This window comes from Marinobacter sp. BW6 (assembly GCF_008107725.1).
Classification (GTDB): domain Bacteria; phylum Pseudomonadota; class Gammaproteobacteria; order Pseudomonadales; family Oleiphilaceae; genus Marinobacter.
In genome coordinates this window covers 266,969-286,403 of sequence record NZ_VIRN01000061.1, presented here as the reverse complement: position 1 = coordinate 286,403, position 19,435 = coordinate 266,969, and the positions used below count along the sequence as shown (strand labels likewise).

17 protein-coding genes are annotated in these 19,435 nt (G+C 56.4%); 16 read left to right on the top strand and 1 reads right to left on the bottom strand.

The window, feature by feature from the left end; translation table 11 throughout:
- Positions 1-10: 10 nt before the first annotated feature.
- Positions 11-1,081 carry an enoyl-CoA hydratase/isomerase family protein gene (locus FMN52_RS06965; protein WP_148607959.1) on the top strand — a complete coding sequence of 357 codons (1,071 nt, stop codon included), beginning with the start codon at positions 11-13 and terminating at the stop codon, positions 1,079-1,081.
- 126 nt (positions 1,082-1,207) lie between these two features.
- A complete protein-coding gene (gene mmsB / locus FMN52_RS06960) occupies positions 1,208-2,095 on the top strand; it encodes a 3-hydroxyisobutyrate dehydrogenase (RefSeq protein ID WP_148607958.1) in 888 nt (295 codons plus the stop codon).
- A 36-nt stretch (positions 2,096-2,131) separates the two neighbouring features.
- On the opposite strand, the gene FMN52_RS06955 is transcribed toward mmsB, so the two are convergent.
- Entirely contained in the window at positions 2,132-2,575 is a 444-nt protein-coding gene (locus tag FMN52_RS06955) for a hypothetical protein (RefSeq protein ID WP_088557830.1), read from the bottom strand.
- Between the two features lie 330 nt (positions 2,576-2,905).
- Here FMN52_RS06955 and tssI point away from each other — a divergent pair, with 330 nt between their 5' ends.
- The 14 genes from tssI (at position 2,906) to FMN52_RS06885 (ending at position 19,435) form a co-directional block, all read left to right on the top strand.
- Complete coding sequence (tssI, locus tag FMN52_RS06950; RefSeq protein WP_148607957.1) at positions 2,906-5,026, top strand: type VI secretion system tip protein TssI/VgrG; 2,121 nt, start codon at positions 2,906-2,908, stop codon at positions 5,024-5,026.
- Complete coding sequence (locus FMN52_RS06945) at positions 5,023-5,817, top strand: DUF4123 domain-containing protein (protein WP_148607956.1); 795 nt, start codon at positions 5,023-5,025, stop codon at positions 5,815-5,817. The genes tssI and FMN52_RS06945 overlap by 4 nt, the downstream gene beginning before the upstream one ends.
- Positions 5,817-7,934 (top strand): LysM domain-containing protein, encoded by a 2,118-nt coding sequence (locus tag FMN52_RS06940; protein ID WP_148607955.1) that lies wholly within the window; start codon positions 5,817-5,819, stop codon positions 7,932-7,934. The genes FMN52_RS06945 and FMN52_RS06940 overlap by 1 nt, the downstream gene beginning before the upstream one ends.
- 13 nt (positions 7,935-7,947) lie before the next feature.
- Entirely contained in the window at positions 7,948-8,907 is a 960-nt protein-coding gene (locus tag FMN52_RS06935) for an SUMF1/EgtB/PvdO family nonheme iron enzyme (protein WP_148607954.1), read from the top strand.
- A gap of 197 nt (positions 8,908-9,104) precedes the next feature.
- A complete protein-coding gene (locus FMN52_RS06930; RefSeq protein ID WP_148607953.1) occupies positions 9,105-10,208 on the top strand; it encodes an AI-2E family transporter in 1,104 nt (367 codons plus the stop codon).
- A gap of 100 nt (positions 10,209-10,308) precedes the next feature.
- Positions 10,309-11,451 carry a zinc-binding dehydrogenase gene (locus FMN52_RS06925; RefSeq protein ID WP_148607952.1) on the top strand — a complete coding sequence of 381 codons (1,143 nt, stop codon included), beginning with the start codon at positions 10,309-10,311 and terminating at the stop codon, positions 11,449-11,451.
- Positions 11,451-12,512 (top strand): proline racemase family protein, encoded by a 1,062-nt coding sequence (locus FMN52_RS06920; protein WP_148607951.1) that lies wholly within the window; start codon positions 11,451-11,453, stop codon positions 12,510-12,512. Before FMN52_RS06925 ends, FMN52_RS06920 begins: the two co-directional genes overlap by 1 nt.
- 173 nt (positions 12,513-12,685) lie before the next feature.
- Positions 12,686-14,335, top strand: coding sequence for an AMP-binding protein (locus tag FMN52_RS06915; protein WP_148607950.1), 1,650 nt, complete (start codon positions 12,686-12,688; stop codon positions 14,333-14,335).
- A complete protein-coding gene (locus FMN52_RS06910) occupies positions 14,332-14,748 on the top strand; it encodes a PaaI family thioesterase (protein WP_148607949.1) in 417 nt (138 codons plus the stop codon). The genes FMN52_RS06915 and FMN52_RS06910 overlap by 4 nt, the downstream gene beginning before the upstream one ends.
- A 4-nt stretch (positions 14,749-14,752) precedes the next feature.
- Positions 14,753-15,556, top strand: coding sequence for an alpha/beta hydrolase (locus FMN52_RS06905; RefSeq protein WP_148607948.1), 804 nt, complete (start codon positions 14,753-14,755; stop codon positions 15,554-15,556).
- A 78-nt stretch (positions 15,557-15,634) separates the two neighbouring features.
- Entirely contained in the window at positions 15,635-16,438 is an 804-nt protein-coding gene (locus FMN52_RS06900) for an ABC transporter ATP-binding protein (RefSeq protein ID WP_148607947.1), read from the top strand.
- Positions 16,435-17,157: an ABC transporter ATP-binding protein gene (locus FMN52_RS06895; protein WP_148607946.1), complete on the top strand. Its 723-nt coding sequence runs from the start codon at positions 16,435-16,437 to the stop codon at positions 17,155-17,157. Before FMN52_RS06900 ends, FMN52_RS06895 begins: the two co-directional genes overlap by 4 nt.
- 72 nt (positions 17,158-17,229) lie before the next feature.
- Positions 17,230-18,441: an ABC transporter substrate-binding protein gene (locus FMN52_RS06890; RefSeq protein ID WP_148607945.1), complete on the top strand. Its 1,212-nt coding sequence runs from the start codon at positions 17,230-17,232 to the stop codon at positions 18,439-18,441.
- Positions 18,442-18,547: 106 nt separating this feature from the next.
- Positions 18,548-19,435, top strand: a complete 888-nt coding sequence (locus tag FMN52_RS06885; RefSeq protein WP_148607944.1) for a branched-chain amino acid ABC transporter permease — start codon at positions 18,548-18,550, stop codon at positions 19,433-19,435.

Sequence of the window (19,435 nt, the reverse complement as noted above, 5' to 3'; positions counted from 1 at the left end):
AGGACCTGTTATGAGTGATCAACCCATTATCTTTGAAGAGTGGAAAACCGGCGGTGGCGCGCTGATCGCCGTGGCCAGGCTGAATACGCCCAAAACGCTGAATTCGTTGTCTCTGGAGATGATTCGGTTGCTGACGCCGCAACTGAAGCGCTGGGCGGAAGATCCTGCTATCCAGGCCGTCTGGCTGGAATCCGAGGGCGACAAGGCGTTCTGCGCCGGCGGCGACATCGTCGCCTTGTATCGCAGCATGACCGAGCCTCAGGGCGCCAGTGAAGGCGAAGCATTCTTCAATGAGGAATATGAACTGGATTACCTGATCCATACCTTCCCGAAACCGATTGTGTGCTGGGGGCACGGTATTGTGATGGGAGGCGGCATGGGCATTATGGAGGGGGCCTCCCACCGGGTGGTCACGGAAGCCTCGAAACTAGCCATGCCCGAGATCACCATCGGCCTCTACCCAGACGTGGCCGCCGGCTGGTTCCTCAATCGGACCCCCGGTCGCACCGGTCTTTTTCTGGGCCTGACCGGTGCCCGACTCAACGGTGCCGATGCGATCTTCACTGGCCTTGCGGACCGATTCATTCGGCACGAGCTGAAGGCCGAGGTTGTGGCTGAGCTATGCAAGCGCGATTGGCAGGGTGAGGACGCCCATGCGGTGGTTGGTAGCGTGCTTCGCCAATACGAGCGTGAGAGCGCCGATGCCATGCCGGCATCACCGGTTCGCACTCATTTCGATGAGATCAACCGGGTTACCGATGCCGACTCCCTGGAAGCAACGGTTAACCAGCTGAAAGAGCTGTCCGGTGGCGACGGATGGGTGGCGAAGGCGACTCGTTCCCTTGCTAGCGCCTCGCCGACCTCCCTGGCTCTGGTCTGGCGCCATCTGCACGGTTGCAAACACGACAGCCTCAAGGAAGTTCTCGACAAGGAATTGGTGCTCTCCACCAAGTGCCTGACCAAGGGTGAGTTCGCGGAGGGCATCCGAGCGCTTCTGATCGACAAGGACCAGCAGCCCCGCTGGCGGTATGCGTCCCTTGCCGAAATGGACAGCGCCTGGATTGACGATTTCTTTAAATGATGGCTGGCCTGGTTGTCGGATTACGCTTCGCTAATCCGACCTACCCGAAGCGTAACCAAATCGTAGGTCGGATTAGCAAAGCGTAATCCGACAAACACCCGAAATATAAGAACAAGGAGAATGAACATGGCAACAATTACCTTTATAGGCCTCGGTAACATGGGCGGCCCCATGGCCAGTAACCTGGTGAAAGCGGGCCACGAGGTCACCGTATTCGACCTGTCCAAAGATGCTGTAGCTGCGCTGGTGTCCGAAGGCGCAAAAACGGCAGACACGGCCCACGAAGCCGCCAATGGCGCTGAATGTGTCATCACCATGCTGCCTGCTGGGCAACACGTGGAAGCGGTCTACCTGGGTGACGATGGCCTGCTGGCCAAACTGCCGGCTGGTACCCTGGTTATCGACTCCTCCACCATTGCGCCTGAAACAGCACGCGGCGTGGCCGAAGTGGCACGAGCCAAGGACATCCCGTTCCTGGATGCGCCAGTCTCCGGCGGCGTGGGTGGTGCCAAGGCTGGTACGCTGACGTTCATTTGTGGCGGCTCGGAAGAAGCCTTCAACAAGGCCAAGCCGATCCTAGATGCGATGGGCAAGAACATCTTCCACGCCGGTGACCATGGTTCCGGTCAGGTGGCCAAGATCTGCAACAACATGCTCCTGGCCATCCTTATGTCCGGAACCAGTGAAGCGCTGGCATTGGGTGTGAAGAATGGGCTGGATCCGGCAGTGCTTTCGGAAATCATGAAGCAGAGTTCCGGTGGCAACTGGGCGTTGAACGTCTACAACCCGTGGCCCGGGGTAATGGAAGGCGTACCCGCGTCCCGTAACTACGAGGGCGGCTTCCTGGTCAATCTGATGACAAAGGATCTGGGGCTGGCGTTCGACAACGCCGTCAAAAACCAGGCCTCCATCCCCATGGGTTCTCTGGCTCGCAACCTGTTCCAGCTTCACGCCGGACAGGGCAATGGCAGCCTGGACTTCTCCAGCATCCAGCGGCTTTACAAGCCCGAGTAAGTCAGAGCGGGCGTGGTTCTTCGCCGCGCCCTCCTCTCAGAGCTCGCTCACGTGTTCCCCGAAATACCAAACCTTTCTGAATGGCCCCTTGTTCTTGTCTGATATGGCGCGGATATTGTCGATCAACACATCATCCGAAAGCAGCGTTCGGCCGACGTTGTAGATAAGGAGTTCGATTGGTTCGCTCACAGCGTACCGCTTGGCTATCTTCTTTTTGTAAGTTTCGGAGGTGTAGTCAATAGCGCGAGCCAATCCCGGGTCGTTCATACTGCGGGGATTCGCGATTGCCTTGGCGACGTCTTCTGAGCAAGCTTCCGTCAACTCGAAAAAGATGACTTCGCCATCGATCAGGCATTTCAGATCGGGTTTTCCATCCTCGGGCGATTGCTTTTCAACATATTCACAATTTAAACCTGCTGCGGCTGCAAACCGCTTGAATATGCTGATCTCAACTTTCCCTTTTTCTTCTTCAGACGCCATAGTTTCGCGGGATCGCCCTTGTGTTCAGAAGCCCTGTGGATTGGAGTGCTGCAGTGGTTATTTTCCGATAGATTATCGCACGTTACCCTCTCTCATCCTGAAGAGTAAACCGGAAGCTCACAGTTGTCAGTAATCTACGGCACACTGGTGTCTGATGGTCATTGAATCGGGTGGTACAGTTTACGGTCGGAGACACAGTTCATTGATTCTCCTGTAGACTACTGGTAACTTTCTCAACTGATTTTGCAGGCGATGTGACCAAGGATCTGGTTGCGATACAAAGCCCTGCAATAAACGATGATAGAAACCATACCTTCAGGGATTGAAGATATGCCCCAGGCAAGTGGATTGCAGTTTACCGCCCGTGTTGGCGGACTCCCCTCTGATCTATTTTCAGTGGTTGGCTTCACACTGACAGAGCGCCTTTCCGAGGTGTTTCAGAGTCATCTTGAGCTGGCCAGTACCGACCCATCGATTCAGGCCGCGGAGATCCTGGAGCAACCGGTGGATCTCGTTGTCTGGCAGGACGGCGTGCCGCTAAGGCGTTTCACGGGTGTGGTCAACGAATTCGTTCGAGGCGATGCTGGTCATCGGCGCACCCGTTACGAACTGAATATCCAGTCGCCGCTCTGGCGTCTGGGGCTGATGCACAACAGCCGGATTTTTCAGACCCAAAGCAGCGATACCATCGTGCGTACCTTGCTGGAAGAGCGCGGCATTATCGACTCGGTTTTCGATCTGAAACGCACCCCGGAGCAGCGGGAGTATTGTGTTCAGCATCGAGAAAGCGACCTGGCCTTCCTCGAACGCCTCGCGGCTGAAGAGGGTTGGCATTACAGGTATGAACACGGGAGCGTGGACGGAGACACCCAACCGGCTCTGAGCATCGCCGATCACCATGGCGATGCGCCGAGATTGCCACCCGCTGAGTACAACAGCAAAGCAGGCGGCAGCACCCAGCGCCCGGCGGTGTATCGCTTTCGCTACGAAGAGCGGGTGCGGGTGGCCTCCGTGGCCATGAAGGATTACACCTTCAGAAATCCCGCCTATGCCCTGATGCATGAGCATGCTTCTGGCGATCTGAAGCACCGGGAAGACTACCAGCACTACGACTACCCCGGCCGGTTCAAGGCCGACGCCAGTGGCCAGCCTTTTACCGAAGCCAGACTCCAGTCCCTGCGCAACGACGCCAGTACCGCATCCGGTGAGAGCAACCGACCGGATTTCAGCGCCGGTGCGAAAGTGGAACTTGCCGAACACGACAGTGAAAGTCTGAATCGGGACTGGCTGTTAACGTCGATCACCCACACCGGCACCCAGCCCCAGGCACTGGAAGAGGAGGGTGGCAGCGAACCTACCACGTACCACAACAAGTTCAATGCCATACCTGCAGACCTGACCTGGCGCCCCCATACGCAGGACCGCCCGCTGATGGACGGCCCGCAAATCGCGATTGTCACCGGTCCGGAAGGTGAAGAGATTCACTGCGATGAATATGGCCGGGTAAAAGTCCGTTTCCCCTGGGACCGTTACTCAAAGAATGACCAACACAGCAGCGCCTGGCTCCGAGTCAGCCAGGGCTGGGCCGGCGGCCAGTATGGCTTCATGGCCATGCCAAGAATCGGCCATGAAGTGATTGTCTCTTTCCTGGACGGCGACCCTGATCAACCCATCATCACCGGCCGCACCCATCACATCACCAACACACCTCCCTATGGGCTACCGGAGCACAAAACCCGCACCACCCTGAAAACCAAAACCCACAAGGGCGAGGGCAGCAACGAACTGCGGTTTGAGGATGAGGCCGATCAGGAACAGATCTACGTCCACGCCCAGAAAGACCTGGACCAGCTCACCGAGAATGACCGGACCGAGGTGATCCGAAACGACAGTCACCGAACTGTGGAGAACCACGATTTCAGTCATGTAAAAGGCAATGAGCACCGCACAGTCGATGGCGAACAGCGTGAGTCGATCGGAAGCAATTACAGCCTCTCCATCGGTGGCAGTCTTCACAGCAGACAGGGCAAAAATCAGCTCGTAGAAGCCGGCACCGAGATCCACCACAAGGCAGGCATGAAAGTCGTGATTGAGGCGGGAGCCGAACTCACGCTCAAGGCCGGTGGTAGCTTTCTAAAGCTGGATCCCAGTGGTGTGACGGTTTCAGGACCTTCGGTGCGCATGAATTCTGGTGGCGGGCCAGGGAGTGGGAGTGGAGTGTTGGCCCAAGATCCGGCGCTTCCGGCCAGCCTGAGTGAAATTGCCGATACGAATAAACCGGCACAGCTTGCGGAAACCGACACCCGGGCTTTAGCAGGTCCGACTCCAAGTTCGGTGCAGGCCCTGAAAACGGCGGCCAGGAACGATGTTGCACTGGTCAAGCAATGCGGGCGCAAGTCGGATGGCACCTGCGCCCTCTCATCCTGTTCATGCGAGGGTGTGACTGCATGATAGGGCTGGATGAAACAACCAGGGCGAAGGCCTACATTCTTTTCGACGGTGCATTGTTTGATGCACCGCGCTTCACCTACGAGCATGATGATCAGCCCCAACTGGAATATCTGTTCTTGGGCACACCACATGAAGCGGCTATGGAGGTAACCCCTTGCCTGGTCAAACCCTCCGAGGGTACACGGCTTTGGCGGGCCCAATCGGAGTGGCAGGATAAAGCCATTATCCTTCTATCGGATCAAAGCCTCCCCCTTGTGGCGGACCATTTGCGCAGTTTGCTCAGTGTGCAGATGCCGGATGGGGGATTCTCCTACTTGCGCTATTACGCACCCAAGCAGCTCACGTGGCTGATGTCTGCACTGAATGAGCAGGAACGCGCTCGCTTTAGTGGGCCAGTCAGAGAGTGGCTGGCCTTCCAGCCGGACGGAGAGCTATCCCGGTTCGATTCAGATGGCTCGCAACACTTCAGAAAAGCCGTTGATGAAGGCTGGTTTCTGCTTACTGAGAATCATGTAGTGGTGCTGTCACAGAGCGCCAGGCATGAATTCGTCGATAAGTTGGGCCGCTTTCTCGACATCAAGGATCGAACACGGTTGGAGCAATGGATCAATGAGGCAACCGCGCTGGGTTTTCGAACCGAAAAGGAGGTTAGCCGTTACGCCGAGCTGGCCGTGGTTCACGGGGAGCGGATCAAGCTTGCCGAAATCCGCACCATTCTGTCTGACTCTGAGCTCTCGGCTGGCGCACGTCTGAAAGCAGTGGATCACCATTTGGCATACGGAGTTGCCTGATGAATTCTGAATACATCGTTCGCTCCGGCGACACCCTCAGTGCGATTGCACAACGGCATCAAACCACCCTGAGCAGTCTGATGCGGCTGAATCCTGAAATTGAGAACCCGGATCGTATCTTCCCGGGACAGCCGCTCAAGCTGCCTGCGGCGAACGAGGCGGAATTCTCCAGCTGCGAAGTGGGATCTGTTGCTCAGGAGCCTTCCTGTTCCGAAGAAATCGTGGAAGTTGTCCATGTAACCGGGGCTGACGAACTGATTCTTCTGACTGAGGCGGAATTGGCGGATTGGGTCGAAGAAGAGGAATTCGTTTGTGGTCCCATCACTGAATTCTACGGCAAGCTTGACGGGCTCGATGAGGGCGAGACCGACTCTGAACTGGGCGTGACTGAAGGCGAAGGGCGGTTGCTGTCGGAAGTGCAGGAGGAGAAAGAACGGCTGATAGACGAACTTGAGGCGCGCTCAGTACTGACCAACGACATGCAATCCATCCCACCAATTACTGAGATAAAGCGGTTGGCTGGCAATAAACACGTCACTTTCGTGCGATCTGACAAGATCGCGAACCACCCTCGCCGGTATTCGATGGCATCGCGAGACAGGGAGCGCAGCAAGGGTTGGTTAACCGAGAACGGCGTTGATCCGGTGAAGCTACGGGATGCTATCCGGAGCGAACTTAACATCAAGTTCAACGCAACCCTCTGGGAGCCGGATAAAAATGGCGCGCTTATGACGACGTTGAACAAGTTTTACGATGAGGCATCCTGGTCCATCTGGGGAGACGCGCAAACCAGGCGGGAAACGGTCGACGAAACCGGGTTTGATGCCTCCGCAGAGGCACAGTACATGCGCTTTGCTGCCGGCGCGGCAGCTTCGGGTGAATTTGATCCGCACAAGGGAAAAGTGCATTTCCAGGCGAAGGCGGAAGCGCAGTATGCGCTGGCTCAGGGCAAGGTTGGTGTAGAGCAGGCGTTTCCGGTAAACAACCGCTCGGAAATCCGGATTCCATACCGTGTTGGCGGCTGGGATGGCGAGCGAAGAGTTGCATCGCTGGGGCATTTCCAAGCAGCGATCAACGCCTCGCTGACCGGGTTTGCCGGTGCCTCTGCGCTCATGGCTGCCAATGTTGAGGTGTCCACCAGCGATGGCTTTCCGAAACTCAAGGGCATAGCCGCCCGAAAACATAGGCAAGGGGCTGGCTTGGACGCGGGTGTGTTTGCCGGGGTTCGCGGTGGTTGTGAGGTTTCAGGTGAGCTGCGCTGGAAGGATGTATTAACTGAGGAGAGACAATGGGACAGGCTTTGTGTCATTGGAGAGAAAGTTGAGGGTGCATTAGGTGGAGGTGCTGAGCTTGACGTTCGGCTGGAATTCAGTCGCGCCACTGGAAAGTTTTACATCAATGTTCATGCGGGGCTTGTTTTCGGTGCTGGTGCGTCGGGGAGTTTCTTGCTGGAGATCGAAACTCAGAAAATATTGCGGATGCTTCACTTCGTTTATAACGCTCTGATGGATGTGGATTTTCGATATCTTGAGCTTTTCGATCCTGACACAGAGGCGTTTGATTGGTATCGGCGTATGAGCTTGTTCGCTCTGGCTCGGGGGCTTACGGCATTGGAAGTGGCCCAAGGATTTGCGGACACTTTGGTGGACGGCGTTGTGGATTATATTCATGCCGTTTTTGTTGACCGCTATCGAGAACAACAGGGCAGCGAAATAGCAGAGAATGTAGTCCAAGACATTACAGCTAAAGAAAGCTCGGTCTTTCTGCATTCTCCGCCAGAGGTCAAAGGCGCAATTCTGGACAATATTCTTTATGACTGGTGGCTAACGCCCGATATCTGGAGTGATGACGATATTAAAATACAAGCCGTGAGTTTGATTCTGAATTCGTTTCAGGGATGGCGTGATTTCGAGGAAACGGTGTTACGAATGAACCCGCAAGGCGTAGCCCGGCTGGACGAGTTCGAAAATAACCTCGACCGACTGTTTGACTTCATAGGCAAGAACAAATCGGATCAGCGTCTCTTCATTCGAGGCTTGAAGGACCAGGTAGCCGTCGCTGACAGGCCGGTAAGAATGGATCCTTTTAGTGTTTGTCGTATTTGTAGGATTGGTTAAGGAAACCTAGTGGATGTTGAGAATTGAACGGTTGAGGGTGATTGGCCTGACCATAATGCCGACTTTCTTGGTGGCATGTGGTGGTCTTGATGGTGCTGATGGTGATAGCTCTGTATCCCGGATTGTGGGAAAAGCTATCGAGAATCAGGTTTTTGTTGAAGGCGGTGAATTTGAGCTCGGAGACGTGGGTCGCCCCGATGGTTCTGCCTACGTAACTTTGGTCGATCATAGTCGCCCAGTAATTGAGGTAAAGGTCGATAGCTATTCAATCTCACGCTACGAAACTTCTTGGGGCCAAATGAGGGTGTATTACGAAGCTACAGGGCGGCTTTCTCAATATGAGGAATCACCGTTCAAACAACGATATGTTACCTCGCCAACTGACGATCTTTTGTCACCTTACTTCCGAAACAAGCCTGCCAGAGTGCCCAATTATGGAGAGGCCGAAGGCTATTGTAATTGGTTAGCTCAGGAGACTGGGTTGCCCTTTGCGCTACCGACTGAGGCGCAATGGGAGTATGCGGCCAGAAGCCGAGGGCGTAAGGTAGCCTACGCGACAGACTCCGGTGAAGTGCAAAAAGATCCATACTTGCGGCGCCCCACAGAGTACGTGGACCCGTCGATTCCCCCCTCTGGCAATACTCTGATGCACTCCTCTGTCAAATTCGAGCGTCGGCCGGTAGGTAGCTACCCTCCGAATCCATTGGGCCTCTACGACATGACTGGGAATGTCGCTGAGTGGACGCAGGATTGGTTTCAGGAGGATTACTACGAGCAAGCTCCCAGAGATAACCCCAGTGGGCCCGAGAAGCCGGCCAATCCAGACAGGCCAGAAAAAACCGTAAGGGATTGGGGAGGTCACGGAGATAGCATGGGGGGAGCAGGGACAGTGTTTATGCGGGCGGGTGAGCCTGTATCGGCGTCAGGAACGGGCTTCCGCTGTGTCGTCAATCATCCTGAGCCGATAAACTAGGGAAGGGCTGGAATCCGTCAAATAGATCGAAGTGCCGAGCTTACATTTCGTCGTCGAAACTTCGGTTTTTGCTTCAAGTGAACCCCGCGTAACCCTCGCCCGGATGCGCCCGCGCAGTGGTGAAGGTAGACTGACCGTTTTGAACACTGCCCTGGATTTACCAGGCCAGTTTATTTCCACGGTATGCAGGGCTCATCATGGACGACCAATCCACAAATAAGGAACCGGCGGGTGAGAACAAGCGCCTGCTGATTTCATCGGATCTTGCTACGCCAATTTACGGGTTGTTCGGTCTGGGCATCCTGTACACCCTGTACGTGGCTCACCAGATCGTCCTGCCGATCATTCTCGCGCTAATGACGAGCCTGCTGCTCTCGCCTCTGGTCAAGAAGGCATACGTTAAGTGGCGGATTCCCCGGATGATCAGCTCTCTGGTTTTCGTGCTGTTGGTTCTGGCTGGAATCGTCGGAATAACCCTGGCAGTTGCGACTCCAGCCCTGAAGTGGGTTGAGGAAGTGCCCCAGGGGATATCGAGGCTGCTGGTGGGCGAGAGCGAAATCAGTCGCCAGATCGCCAGAGTCTCGGAGTCTGCGGAACAGGTTGAAAAGTCCGTTGAGGAACTCTCGGAGTCAGAACGGCAACAGCCGACGACGGTTGTTCTGCAGACGGATTCCTGGCGCAACCAGTTGATGACCAAAGCCCGGAACGGCATCGCTGGCCTGGCTTTGGCACTGGCATTGACCTATTTCCTGTTGGTGAGCGGTGATCGTCTGATCAAGAACTTTGTCCGTCAGTTGCCCATTGATCAGCGGAAAACCGTGCTTCGGATTACCCACGATTCTCAGCATCAGATTGCCCAGTACCTGGGCGTTCTCAGCCTGAGTAACCTGGCCGTCGGCACCACAACGGGCCTGATCTGCTGGGCCGTCGGGCTGCCGGATCCGGCTGTGTGGGGACTGGTCGCCGGGCTTGCCCGGTTCATTCCCTACCTGGGGGTTATTCTCTCTATCTCCATGCTGACGATTGTCTCCGCCATCAGTCTTGATGAGTTCTGGATGATGGCAATTGCTCCGCTGGGGTTCCTCGGTTTGACCACGCTGGTCGGGTTCTTCATCGAGCCCTGGATTCACGGCTTTCGGATGGCGATCAACCCGGTGATTATCTTTGTCTCGATTTTCTTCTGGGGCTGGCTCTGGGGGCCGGTAGGCGTGCTTCTGGCAGTACCTCTGATGACCGTCATCCAGGTGGTGCTCAAGCAGATCCCCAAGCTTCGTCCTGTCTATAAGGTGATTGCCCGGTAGTCTGATAATGGATACCCGCAATACGCACTGACACACCCTGGAAAGTCACCTATTCTCATTGGATGGCCCAAATTCAGCAAACAGGGAGGATCGTCAGCCCATGATCCCGAACACCATGAAAGCCATGGTTCTGACCGGTCACGGTGATGTCGATAAACTGGAGTACCAGGATGTGTCCGTGCCTTCACCCGGGCCGGGAGAGGTGCTTGTCCAGGTCACGGCAACGGCCAAGAACAACACCGACCGCAAGGCGCGGGAAGGGCTTTACCCCACCAAAAAGGGCGAAATGACATCCTTCCAGATGGGCGGAAAGCCCACGCTGGTTTTTCCCAGGATTCAGGGGGCGGATATCGCCGGTCGTGTGGTTGCCGTTGGTGATGGTGTGGATCGGTCCCGCATTGGAGAACGGGGTCTTCTGGATTTCAACATCTACGCCAATGACCGCCGAGACATCAATCTCACGCCCGATTACTACGGCCACGGTGCCGACGGCGGTTACGCGGAATACGTAGCGCTGCCGGCTGACCAGTTCCATCACATACCCAATGCCGAACTGGCGGATGCCGAAGTGGCGTCCATGGGCATGTGTTCCTACCAGACCGCCATGCACATGCTTACCTCGGCCAACATCAAGGCCGGAGAGAGGGTCCTGGTGACCGGCGCGAGCGGGGGCGTTGGCACGGCCCTGATCCAGCTTTGCCGAATTATGGGGGCTATTCCCTATGCTCTCAGTAAACAGGACAAAGCGGCAGCACTGTTGGAACTGGGCGCCGAGGCGGTGCTGGATCGCTCCGATATGGACAGCTTTGTGGATCGTGTGAAAGCGGAAACCGGTGGCAAACCCATCGATGCGGTCATGGACCTGGTCGGCGGTGAGATGACCGATGTGTTCATCGACACCATGATCTTCGATATGAACGCCCGCAGCACTTACCCGCGCCTGAGTATTGCCGGGGCCAGTGGCGGCAACATCAGCGAAATCCTCTGGACCCGGATATACCTCTACCAGGTACAGATCTTCGGCGTATCCCACGGCACCCGGGAAGAGGCGGAACAACTGATGGCCTGGATCCGGGGAGGGCAGTTGAAGCCAGTTCTGCACGGTGCTTTCAGGCTCTCTGATCTGCACCGGGCAGAGGAGTACTTTATGAACCGGGGCAGCAATTATCTCGGCAAGATCGTGATCGTTCCCGACTCACAATGGGAAGAACACGGCCAATCCTGGTCACTGGAGAGCGCTTGATGAAGCCCGAACTGACGATTCAGTTGATGGATACCCATGCCGGCGGTGATGTCAGCCGGATTGTGACTGGCGGCATTGATCCGTTGCCGGGTGATACCGTTCGGGCGCAGATGGAGTACCTGCGTGACGACGCCGATGGGCTGCGCCGGCTGCTGCTGGAAGAGCCCTACGGTGTGCCGGAGATGTCCGTGGATTTGCTGGTGCCGCCGACCGATCCGCGGGCCGCCGCCGGTTACATTATCATGGAGGTGATGGGTTACCCGATCTACTCCGGCTCCAACACCATCTGCACGGCCACCGCAGTACTGGAATCGGGCATTGTTCCCAAACAGGAGGGCAAGCAGAGTTTTATACTCGAATCACCCGCTGGCCTGGTTCAGATCGAGGCGACCGTGCGGGATGGGGTGGTGGAAGCCATCACCTGCGAAGGTCTACCCAGTTACATCCATACCTACAAGGCTAGTATCGATGTGCCCTCGTTGGGTGAGGTTACCTACAGTGTTGCCTACAGTGGCGGCTTTTACGCACTGGTTGATGCGGCCAGCATGGGCTTCGACCTGACCCTGGGCGAAGAGCGTAAACTGGCGGAAACCGCCCATGCCATTGTCGAGGCCATCCAGGCCGAGCGGGGCTTTTCCCATTACACCCTTGGCGATGTCGGGCCGTTGCCGTTCCTCCACTTCATGGGGCCTGTGGAGCATGTGGCTGAGGGTTATTACCGGTCACGGTCCGCAACCTATGTGCATCCCGGTGTGATCTGCCGGAGTACAACGGGCACCGGCACATCGGCCCGCCTGGCGTTGATGAACTACGAAGGCAATATCAGGCCGGGTGACAGGCTCGAAACCGTATCCCTGCGAGAGACCGGCTTTATCGGTGAATTTACTTCGGTTGAGGAAGCGGGTGAATACCAGGTGATCAAGAACACTATCACGGGCAAGGGCTATGTCATTGCCCGCTCCAATATTGTGGTCAACTGCGATGATCCCATGGTTGAGTGCGGATCATTGCACCACATTCTGTCCAGCCGCCATTCCGGAAAAATCACCCCTCAATCCTGAGTTCCTCTCTCGATCCCTTTATCGGGCGCGGCATGCCTGCTGCGCCCGTTTTCCCTCCTCATAAAACCAGGCAGATTTCTTCCTTTTTGGTCTAAAGTTTACCTTTACGTAAAGTGAAGCCTGTGCTAAACCTTGATCCGTGCTTTCAATGATAAAAACAACAGGAGTTGAGAATGAGCCTTCCGGAATATACCGACGTTTACAACAACTTCGATCCTGCTGCTCTGGAAGCGGACATCCTGGATGGACGTCTGGATAGCGGGCTCAACGTGTGCCACGAAATCTGCGACAAATGGGCGGATGATCCCAGTCGGGTTGCTCTTTACTACGAAACAGAGGATGGCGGTGACGGCACTCTGACCTTCGCCGAGCTGAAAGAGGCCTCTGCGCGTTTCGCCAATTATCTGAAATCCAAGGGCATCGGGAAGGGCGACAGGGTGGCTGCACTCCTGCCGCGCACGCCGGAGCTTCTAATCGTTATCGCAGGTACCCTGCGCGCCGGCGCCGTGTATCAACCCTTGTTCACGGCCTTTGGTTCCGGGGCGATTGAATACCGTTTTGAGCGGGCCAGCACCAAGCTGGTGGTGACCAATCCGGAAAACTATCCCAAGTTGAACGACGTGAAAGTGTGTCCGCCGGTTGTTGGTGTCAACGCCAGTGAGATTGGTGCAGACATACCCGACTTCCAGGAAACCCTCGCGGCCCAGTCCAGCGAGTTTGAGCCTGTCATGATCACCGGCGACGATCCGTTCCTTCAGATGTTCACCTCCGGAACCGTGGGTAAATCCAAGGGCGTTGCCGTTCCCGCCAAGGCGCTGTTGGCGTTCTATGTCTACATGAAGTACGCCATCGATCTGCAGGACGGCGACAAGTTCTGGAACGTAGCCGATCCCGGTTGGGCTTACGGGCTCTACTATGCCGTGGTTGGGCCTCTGCTGATGGGCCACGCGACACACTTCAACCCGGGTGGTTTTACCCCGGAATCCACCTACGACATGATCCGGAAGTACAAGATCACCAACCTGGCGGCGGCGCCCACGGCGTACCGCCTGCTGAAGGCCAACGATCACGTGCTGCCGGAAGGCGAGAACCTCGGTCTACGGGTCGCCAGCAGTGCCGGCGAACCTCTGAACCCGGAAGTGGTGAACTGGATTCGCAACCGTCACTTCTGCCCGGTGAAAGACCACTACGGCCAGACCGAAACCGGGATGACCTGCTGCAACTTCCACGGTCTCGAGCATCCGGTTCGCGAAGGGTCCATGGGCTTCGCTTCCCCTGGTCATAAGGTTGTCGCCCTGAACGAGAAAAACGAGGTGGTAGGCGAGGGCGAGGTCGGCCAGCTGGCTGTCGATGTGAGCGCCTCCCCGCTTTTCCACTTTGACGGTTACACCTGGGGTGAAAAGGACCCGTTCGTGAACGGCTATTACCTTACCGGCGATATGGTTATCAACCACGGCAATGGCAACTTCTCCTTCAGTGGCCGGGATGATGACATTATCACCACGGCCGGCTACCGGGTGGGCCCGGCAGACGTCGAGAGCACGCTGCTCGAGCATGCCGCGGTGGCGGAATCAGGTGTTGTCGGCAAGCCGGATGAAAAGCGCGGTTCCATCATCAAAGCTTATGTGGTGATCAAGGGCGATTACGCTCTTGGAGACGAGCAGGCCCTGAAAGATGAACTTCAGGAACTGGTGCGTCGCAGACTCTCTACCCACGCCTTCCCGCGGGAAATCGAGCTTGTTGATGAGCTGCCCAAGACACCCAGTGGAAAAATCCAGCGGTTCGTTCTGCGTAATCAGGCCAAGGAAGAAACCGGCGCATGATCATTACGTTTGAAGAGCTGCAGGCTTTCCTTGATGAACAGTTTCCGCAGGGGGAAGCCTACGGCACCCTGCAGAAGCTCGGGGATGGCTGGGCGGAAATGAAGCTGGACGTGGATGAGGCGCATCTCAGGCCCGGGGGAACCGTCTCCGGGCCGGCCATGATGGGGCTGGCGGACGTCACCCTGTACGCGGCGCTGCTGAGCAAGATCGGTCTGGTGCCGCTGGCGGTAACCACCAACCTCAATATCAATTTCCTCCGCAAGCCGGTGGCCCATCAGCCCATCTGGGCCCGTGCCACCATGCTGAAAGTTGGTCGTACGATGGGTGTGGGTGAGGTGTTCGTCTATTCCGAAGGCGCTGAAGACCCTGTGGCCCATTCCACGATGACATACTCAATCCCTCCAAGCCGGTAACGCCATGCAGATTCGTGACATGATGGTGCCGGTGGGTGATGGTATTGAGCTGGAAGTCAGGCGGATACAGCACGAGGAGCCGAAAGGGCCGGTACTGGTTTTCCTGCATGAATCCCTTGGCAGCATTGCCCTGTGGCGGAAGTTCCCGGAAAAGCTGGCGAAAGCCACCGGCTGCGATGCGCTGATCTACAACCGTCAGGGCTACGGCCATTCTTCTGACGAAGAGCTCCCGCGCCCATACGACTACCTTGAGGTTGCCGGTCATCAATGGTTGCCCCGGTTGCTCGATAAGCTCGAGATCAGAGATGTTGTGCTGATAGGGCACAGCGACGGCGGTTCCATTGCGCTTGTGGCTGCAGGTGCCATGGGTGGTCGTGTGAAGGCGCTGGCGACCATGGCAGCGCATATCTACGCGGATCATCTCACTCTGGCGGGCATAGAGGAGATGGCCGTTCGCTATCGGGAGACGGATATCCGGGATCGCCTGGCCCGCTATCACGGCAACCGGACCGACGACCTTTTTAATGCCTGGCAGACAGTCTGGCGAGATGAAGGGTTTCATGCGGCGATGGATTTCACTCGCTGGCTGGCGGCGATCGAATGTCCGACTATTATCATTCAGGGGGAGAGCGACGAATACGGGGTGCCTGAGCAGGTGACGGACATTGTTGCAGGTATCGGGCAAAACGCCCGCGGGGTCTCTCTAGAGGACGCCGGGCACTCCCCCCACCTGGAAAAGCAGGATCAGGTAGTAGACCTTCTATACGACTTTTTGCGTAGCGAGTGTGTACTTAAAAACTGCAATTAAGTGTTGACGTTTACGTATACGTCAATCTAATCTGGTAGACAGATAAAACGCACAAAAATAACAAAGGTAGATTGGCTCATGAGTGAACAGTTCGTTCTGGAGACCCGTAACCTTGTCAAAGAATTCAAGGGCTTTGTTGCGGTCGACGACGTGAACCTGAAGGTTCAGAAAGGCCATATTCACGCCCTGATCGGCCCCAATGGTGCCGGCAAGACCACGGTCTTCAATCTGCTCACCAAATTCCTGATCCCGACCCGTGGCCATATCCTGTTCAAGGGTCAGGACATCACCACCATGAAGTCCGCCGCCATCGCCCGCCAGGGGATTGTCCGCTCGTTTCAGATTTCGGCCGTTTTCCCGCATATGACCGCGCTGGAGAATATCCGGGTCGCCCTGCAGACGTTTGAGGGAAACTCATTCAGTTTCTGGAAATCCGGTAATTCCCTGCACAAGCTCAACCAGCGCAGCATGGAGCTTCTGGATGCCGTGGGTCTGGCTGAGTTCGCCAACACCACCACCGTTGAGTTGGCTTACGGGCGCAAACGGGCGCTGGAACTGGCGACCACACTTGCCATGGAACCCCAACTCCTTTTGCTGGACGAGCCGACTCAGGGCATGGGTTCGGAAGATGTTGATCGCGTTGTGGAACTGGTTCGCAAGGCCGCCGAGGGACGAACCGTGCTGATGGTTGAACACAACCTCAGCGTGGTCAGCAAACTGTGTGATCGCATCACCGTCCTGGCCCAGGGCGCCGTTCTGACTGAAGGCGACTACGCTGCGGTGTCCGCCGATCCACGGGTTCGCGAGGTCTATATGGGTAGCGCTGGTAGTGGAGAGCGCGGAACCACCGCCGACAGTGATCAGGCGGAGGCAGCCCAATGAGCACGAATTCCAATCGCGAGTACGAGCAGCTCCGTCTCTCTGGGCTGCACGCCTTCTACGGCGAATCCCATATTCTTCACGGCATCGACCTGGTGGTGAACCGCGGGGAACTGGTGACTTTGCTGGGCCGCAATGGCGCAGGCCGGAGCACAACCCTCAAAGCCATCATGAATATGGTTGGCCGTCGAACCGGCTCCATCATGATTAACGGTGAGGAGACCATGTCGTGTGCGCCTCACCACATTGCCAGGTTGGGTGTCGGGTATTGCCCCGAACATCGGGGCATTTTTTCCTCACTCAGTGTTCAGGAAAACCTGACACTACCACCGGTCGTGCGAAGCGGCGGCATGAGTCTGGAAGAAATCTACAACATGTTCCCCAATCTCTATGAACGTCGCTTCAGCCAGGGCACCAAGCTGTCGGGTGGCGAGCAGCAGATGCTGGCCATGGCGCGCATCCTGCGCACCGGCGCCAATATGCTGTTGCTGGACGAGATCACCGAGGGCCTGGCGCCGGTTATTGTAGAAAAGCTGGGAGAGGTCCTCATTGCCCTGAAAAACAAGGGTCTGACCATTGTCCTGGTCGAACAGAATTTCCACTTCGCAGCACCGTTAGCCGACCGTCATTACGTTGTTGAGCACGGTCAGATTGTGGAAGAAGTCAGCGCCAACGAACTGAGTGCAAAGCAGTCGGTGCTGGATGGCTATTTGGGGGTCTGATCCCGGATAGGACGAAAGCAAGAAAAGTAATAACAACCCGAACCAACGCAAGACAGTAGCGGAGATACAACAATGACAATGATGAAAAAGCTTCTGACATCAGCCGTTGCATCAGCCATGATGGCAAGCGGAGCCCAGGCGGCCATTTCCAACGATACGGTCAAGATCGGTTATCTGGCGGACATGTCCGGCACCTACCGTGACCTGGCAGGACCAAATGGCCTGAAGGCCCTGGAAATGGCCATCGCCGATTTTGGCGGGCAGGTAAACGGTGCCAAGATCGAAGTGGTCAGTGCCGATGACCGTAACAGCCCGGATACCTCCTCCAGCACCGTTCGTCGCTGGGTTGAGAACGAGGATGTAGACCTCGTAGCCGGTATGGTGGCTTCCTCTGTTTCCATCGCCGTGAGCAAGATCCTGGAAGAAAACGATCGCCTCGGTATCATCTCCGGTTCAGCGGCTTCCAGCATCACCAACGAGCACTGTACCCCCAACCACATCCACTATGTTTACGACACCTACCCGTTGGCTAACGGCACTGCCAGTGCGGTTGTAAAAGAAGGTGGCAAAACCTGGTACATGCTGACTGCCGATTACGCTTTCGGCCATGCACTGGAAGGCGATGTAACACGCGTTGTTGAAGCGAACGGCGGTGAAATTGTCGGCGCTGTACGTCATCCGTTCCCGACCCAGGATTTCTCATCCTTTATTCTGCAGGCACAGGCTTCCGGTGCTGATGTTATCGGTCTGGCAAACGCAGGCGCCGATACCACCAACGCCATCACCACCGCCAGTGAGTTCGGTGTAACCCAGTCCGGTCAGACTCTGGCAGCGCTGCTGCTGTTCCTGACCGACGTTCACGCGTTGGGCGCCGAAACCGCTCAGGGCATCCAGCTGACCACCGGTTGGTACTGGGATATGAACGACGATACCCGCGAATGGTCTGATCGCTTCATGGAAGAAACCGGTGTTCGTCCGACCATGGTTCATGCAGGTATCTACTCAAGTGCCATGCAGTACCTGAAAGCCGTTGAAGCGACCGGTTCTGACGATGCCCAGACTGTCCGTAAGCAGATGATGGATACCCCGATCAACGACATGTTTGCCAAGAACGGCAAGATCCGTGTTGATGGCCGCATGGTGCATGATATGTACCTGGCGGAGGTGAAGACCCCGGCCGAGTCCAAGAACGAGTGGGATCTGTACAAGATCCTGCGGACCATCCCGGCCGAAGAGTCCTACCGTCCGCTCTCCGAGAGCAAGTGCAAGCTGGTCAATAACTAAAAGCGACCGTTTTGGGTTCGTCCTGCAACAGGGCAGGGCGAACCCATGAAAACGGAAAAGAACAAAGCCAAAAAACAATCCCTGTGCTGCTTCTGGAGTTAGCCCAATGTCCATGATTTTCGGCGTCCCTTTAGCTGTGCTATCCGGCCAGCTCCTGATCGGAATAATCAACGGCGCCTTTTACGCCCTTCTGAGCCTTGGGCTCGCGGTCATCTTCGGCCTGCTGAAGATCATCAATTTCGCCCATGGCGCCATGTATATGCTCGGTGCTATGGCCACCGTCCTGATGTTCGACTATCTGGGCGTGAACTACTGGGCCGCCTTATTGTTAGCGCCACTTCTGGTTGGTGCCTTCGGTGTCGCCATTGAATATTTTCTGCTGCGTCGTATCGCGGGGCAGGATCACATTTACAGCCTGCTGCTGACGTTCGGTGTCGCGCTGATCATCTCGGGTGTACTGGTGAACTGGTTCGGGGTTTCCGGCCTTCGTTACACCATGCCGGACGTGTTCAAGGGCGGCGTAAACCTCGGCTTCATGTTCATGCCGTATTACCGGGCGTGGGTCATCGTAGCGGCACTGGTGGTCTGCTTTGCAACTTGGTTCGTGATTGAAAAAACCAAGCTGGGGGCGTACCTGCGGGCCGGCACCGAGGATTCCGAGTTAATGCAGGGTTTTGGCATTAACGTGCCCCTGCTGATCAGCCTGACCTACGGGTTTGGTGTGGCATTGGCGGCGTTCGCCGGTGTTCTGGCCGCGCCGATCTATTCAGTAACACCGGTCATGGGTTCGGCCACCCTGATTACTGTGTTTGCAGTGGTGGTTATCGGCGGCATGGGCTCCATCGGCGGCGCCATTATCACCGGTATTCTCATGGGTGTAATTGAAGGGCTCACCAAAACCTTCTACCCGCCGGCGTCCTCGGCGGTCATCTTCCTCGTCATGGTTCTGGTTCTGATGTTCCGGCCCAGTGGCTTGTTCGGTAAGGAGGCATAA

What these genes read in the sequence shown, in the direction of transcription:
- FMN52_RS06965 (WP_148607959.1), top strand. Translation starts at nt 11, where the DNA reads ATGAGTGATCAACCCATTATCTTTGAAGAGTGGAAAACCGGCGGTGGC.
- mmsB (WP_148607958.1), top strand. Translation starts at nt 1,208, where the DNA reads ATGGCAACAATTACCTTTATAGGCCTCGGTAACATGGGCGGCCCCATG.
- FMN52_RS06955 (WP_088557830.1), bottom strand. Translation starts at nt 2,575, where the DNA reads ATGGCGTCTGAAGAAGAAAAAGGGAAAGTTGAGATCAGCATATTCAAG.
- tssI (WP_148607957.1), top strand. Translation starts at nt 2,906, where the DNA reads ATGCCCCAGGCAAGTGGATTGCAGTTTACCGCCCGTGTTGGCGGACTC.
- FMN52_RS06945 (WP_148607956.1), top strand. Translation starts at nt 5,023, where the DNA reads ATGATAGGGCTGGATGAAACAACCAGGGCGAAGGCCTACATTCTTTTC.
- FMN52_RS06940 (WP_148607955.1), top strand. Translation starts at nt 5,817, where the DNA reads ATGAATTCTGAATACATCGTTCGCTCCGGCGACACCCTCAGTGCGATT.
- FMN52_RS06935 (WP_148607954.1), top strand. Translation starts at nt 7,948, where the DNA reads ATGTTGAGAATTGAACGGTTGAGGGTGATTGGCCTGACCATAATGCCG.
- FMN52_RS06930 (WP_148607953.1), top strand. Translation starts at nt 9,105, where the DNA reads ATGGACGACCAATCCACAAATAAGGAACCGGCGGGTGAGAACAAGCGC.
- FMN52_RS06925 (WP_148607952.1), top strand. Translation starts at nt 10,309, where the DNA reads ATGATCCCGAACACCATGAAAGCCATGGTTCTGACCGGTCACGGTGAT.
- FMN52_RS06920 (WP_148607951.1), top strand. Translation starts at nt 11,451, where the DNA reads ATGAAGCCCGAACTGACGATTCAGTTGATGGATACCCATGCCGGCGGT.
- FMN52_RS06915 (WP_148607950.1), top strand. Translation starts at nt 12,686, where the DNA reads ATGAGCCTTCCGGAATATACCGACGTTTACAACAACTTCGATCCTGCT.
- FMN52_RS06910 (WP_148607949.1), top strand. Translation starts at nt 14,332, where the DNA reads ATGATCATTACGTTTGAAGAGCTGCAGGCTTTCCTTGATGAACAGTTT.
- FMN52_RS06905 (WP_148607948.1), top strand. Translation starts at nt 14,753, where the DNA reads ATGCAGATTCGTGACATGATGGTGCCGGTGGGTGATGGTATTGAGCTG.
- FMN52_RS06900 (WP_148607947.1), top strand. Translation starts at nt 15,635, where the DNA reads ATGAGTGAACAGTTCGTTCTGGAGACCCGTAACCTTGTCAAAGAATTC.
- FMN52_RS06895 (WP_148607946.1), top strand. Translation starts at nt 16,435, where the DNA reads ATGAGCACGAATTCCAATCGCGAGTACGAGCAGCTCCGTCTCTCTGGG.
- FMN52_RS06890 (WP_148607945.1), top strand. Translation starts at nt 17,230, where the DNA reads ATGACAATGATGAAAAAGCTTCTGACATCAGCCGTTGCATCAGCCATG.
- FMN52_RS06885 (WP_148607944.1), top strand. Translation starts at nt 18,548, where the DNA reads ATGTCCATGATTTTCGGCGTCCCTTTAGCTGTGCTATCCGGCCAGCTC.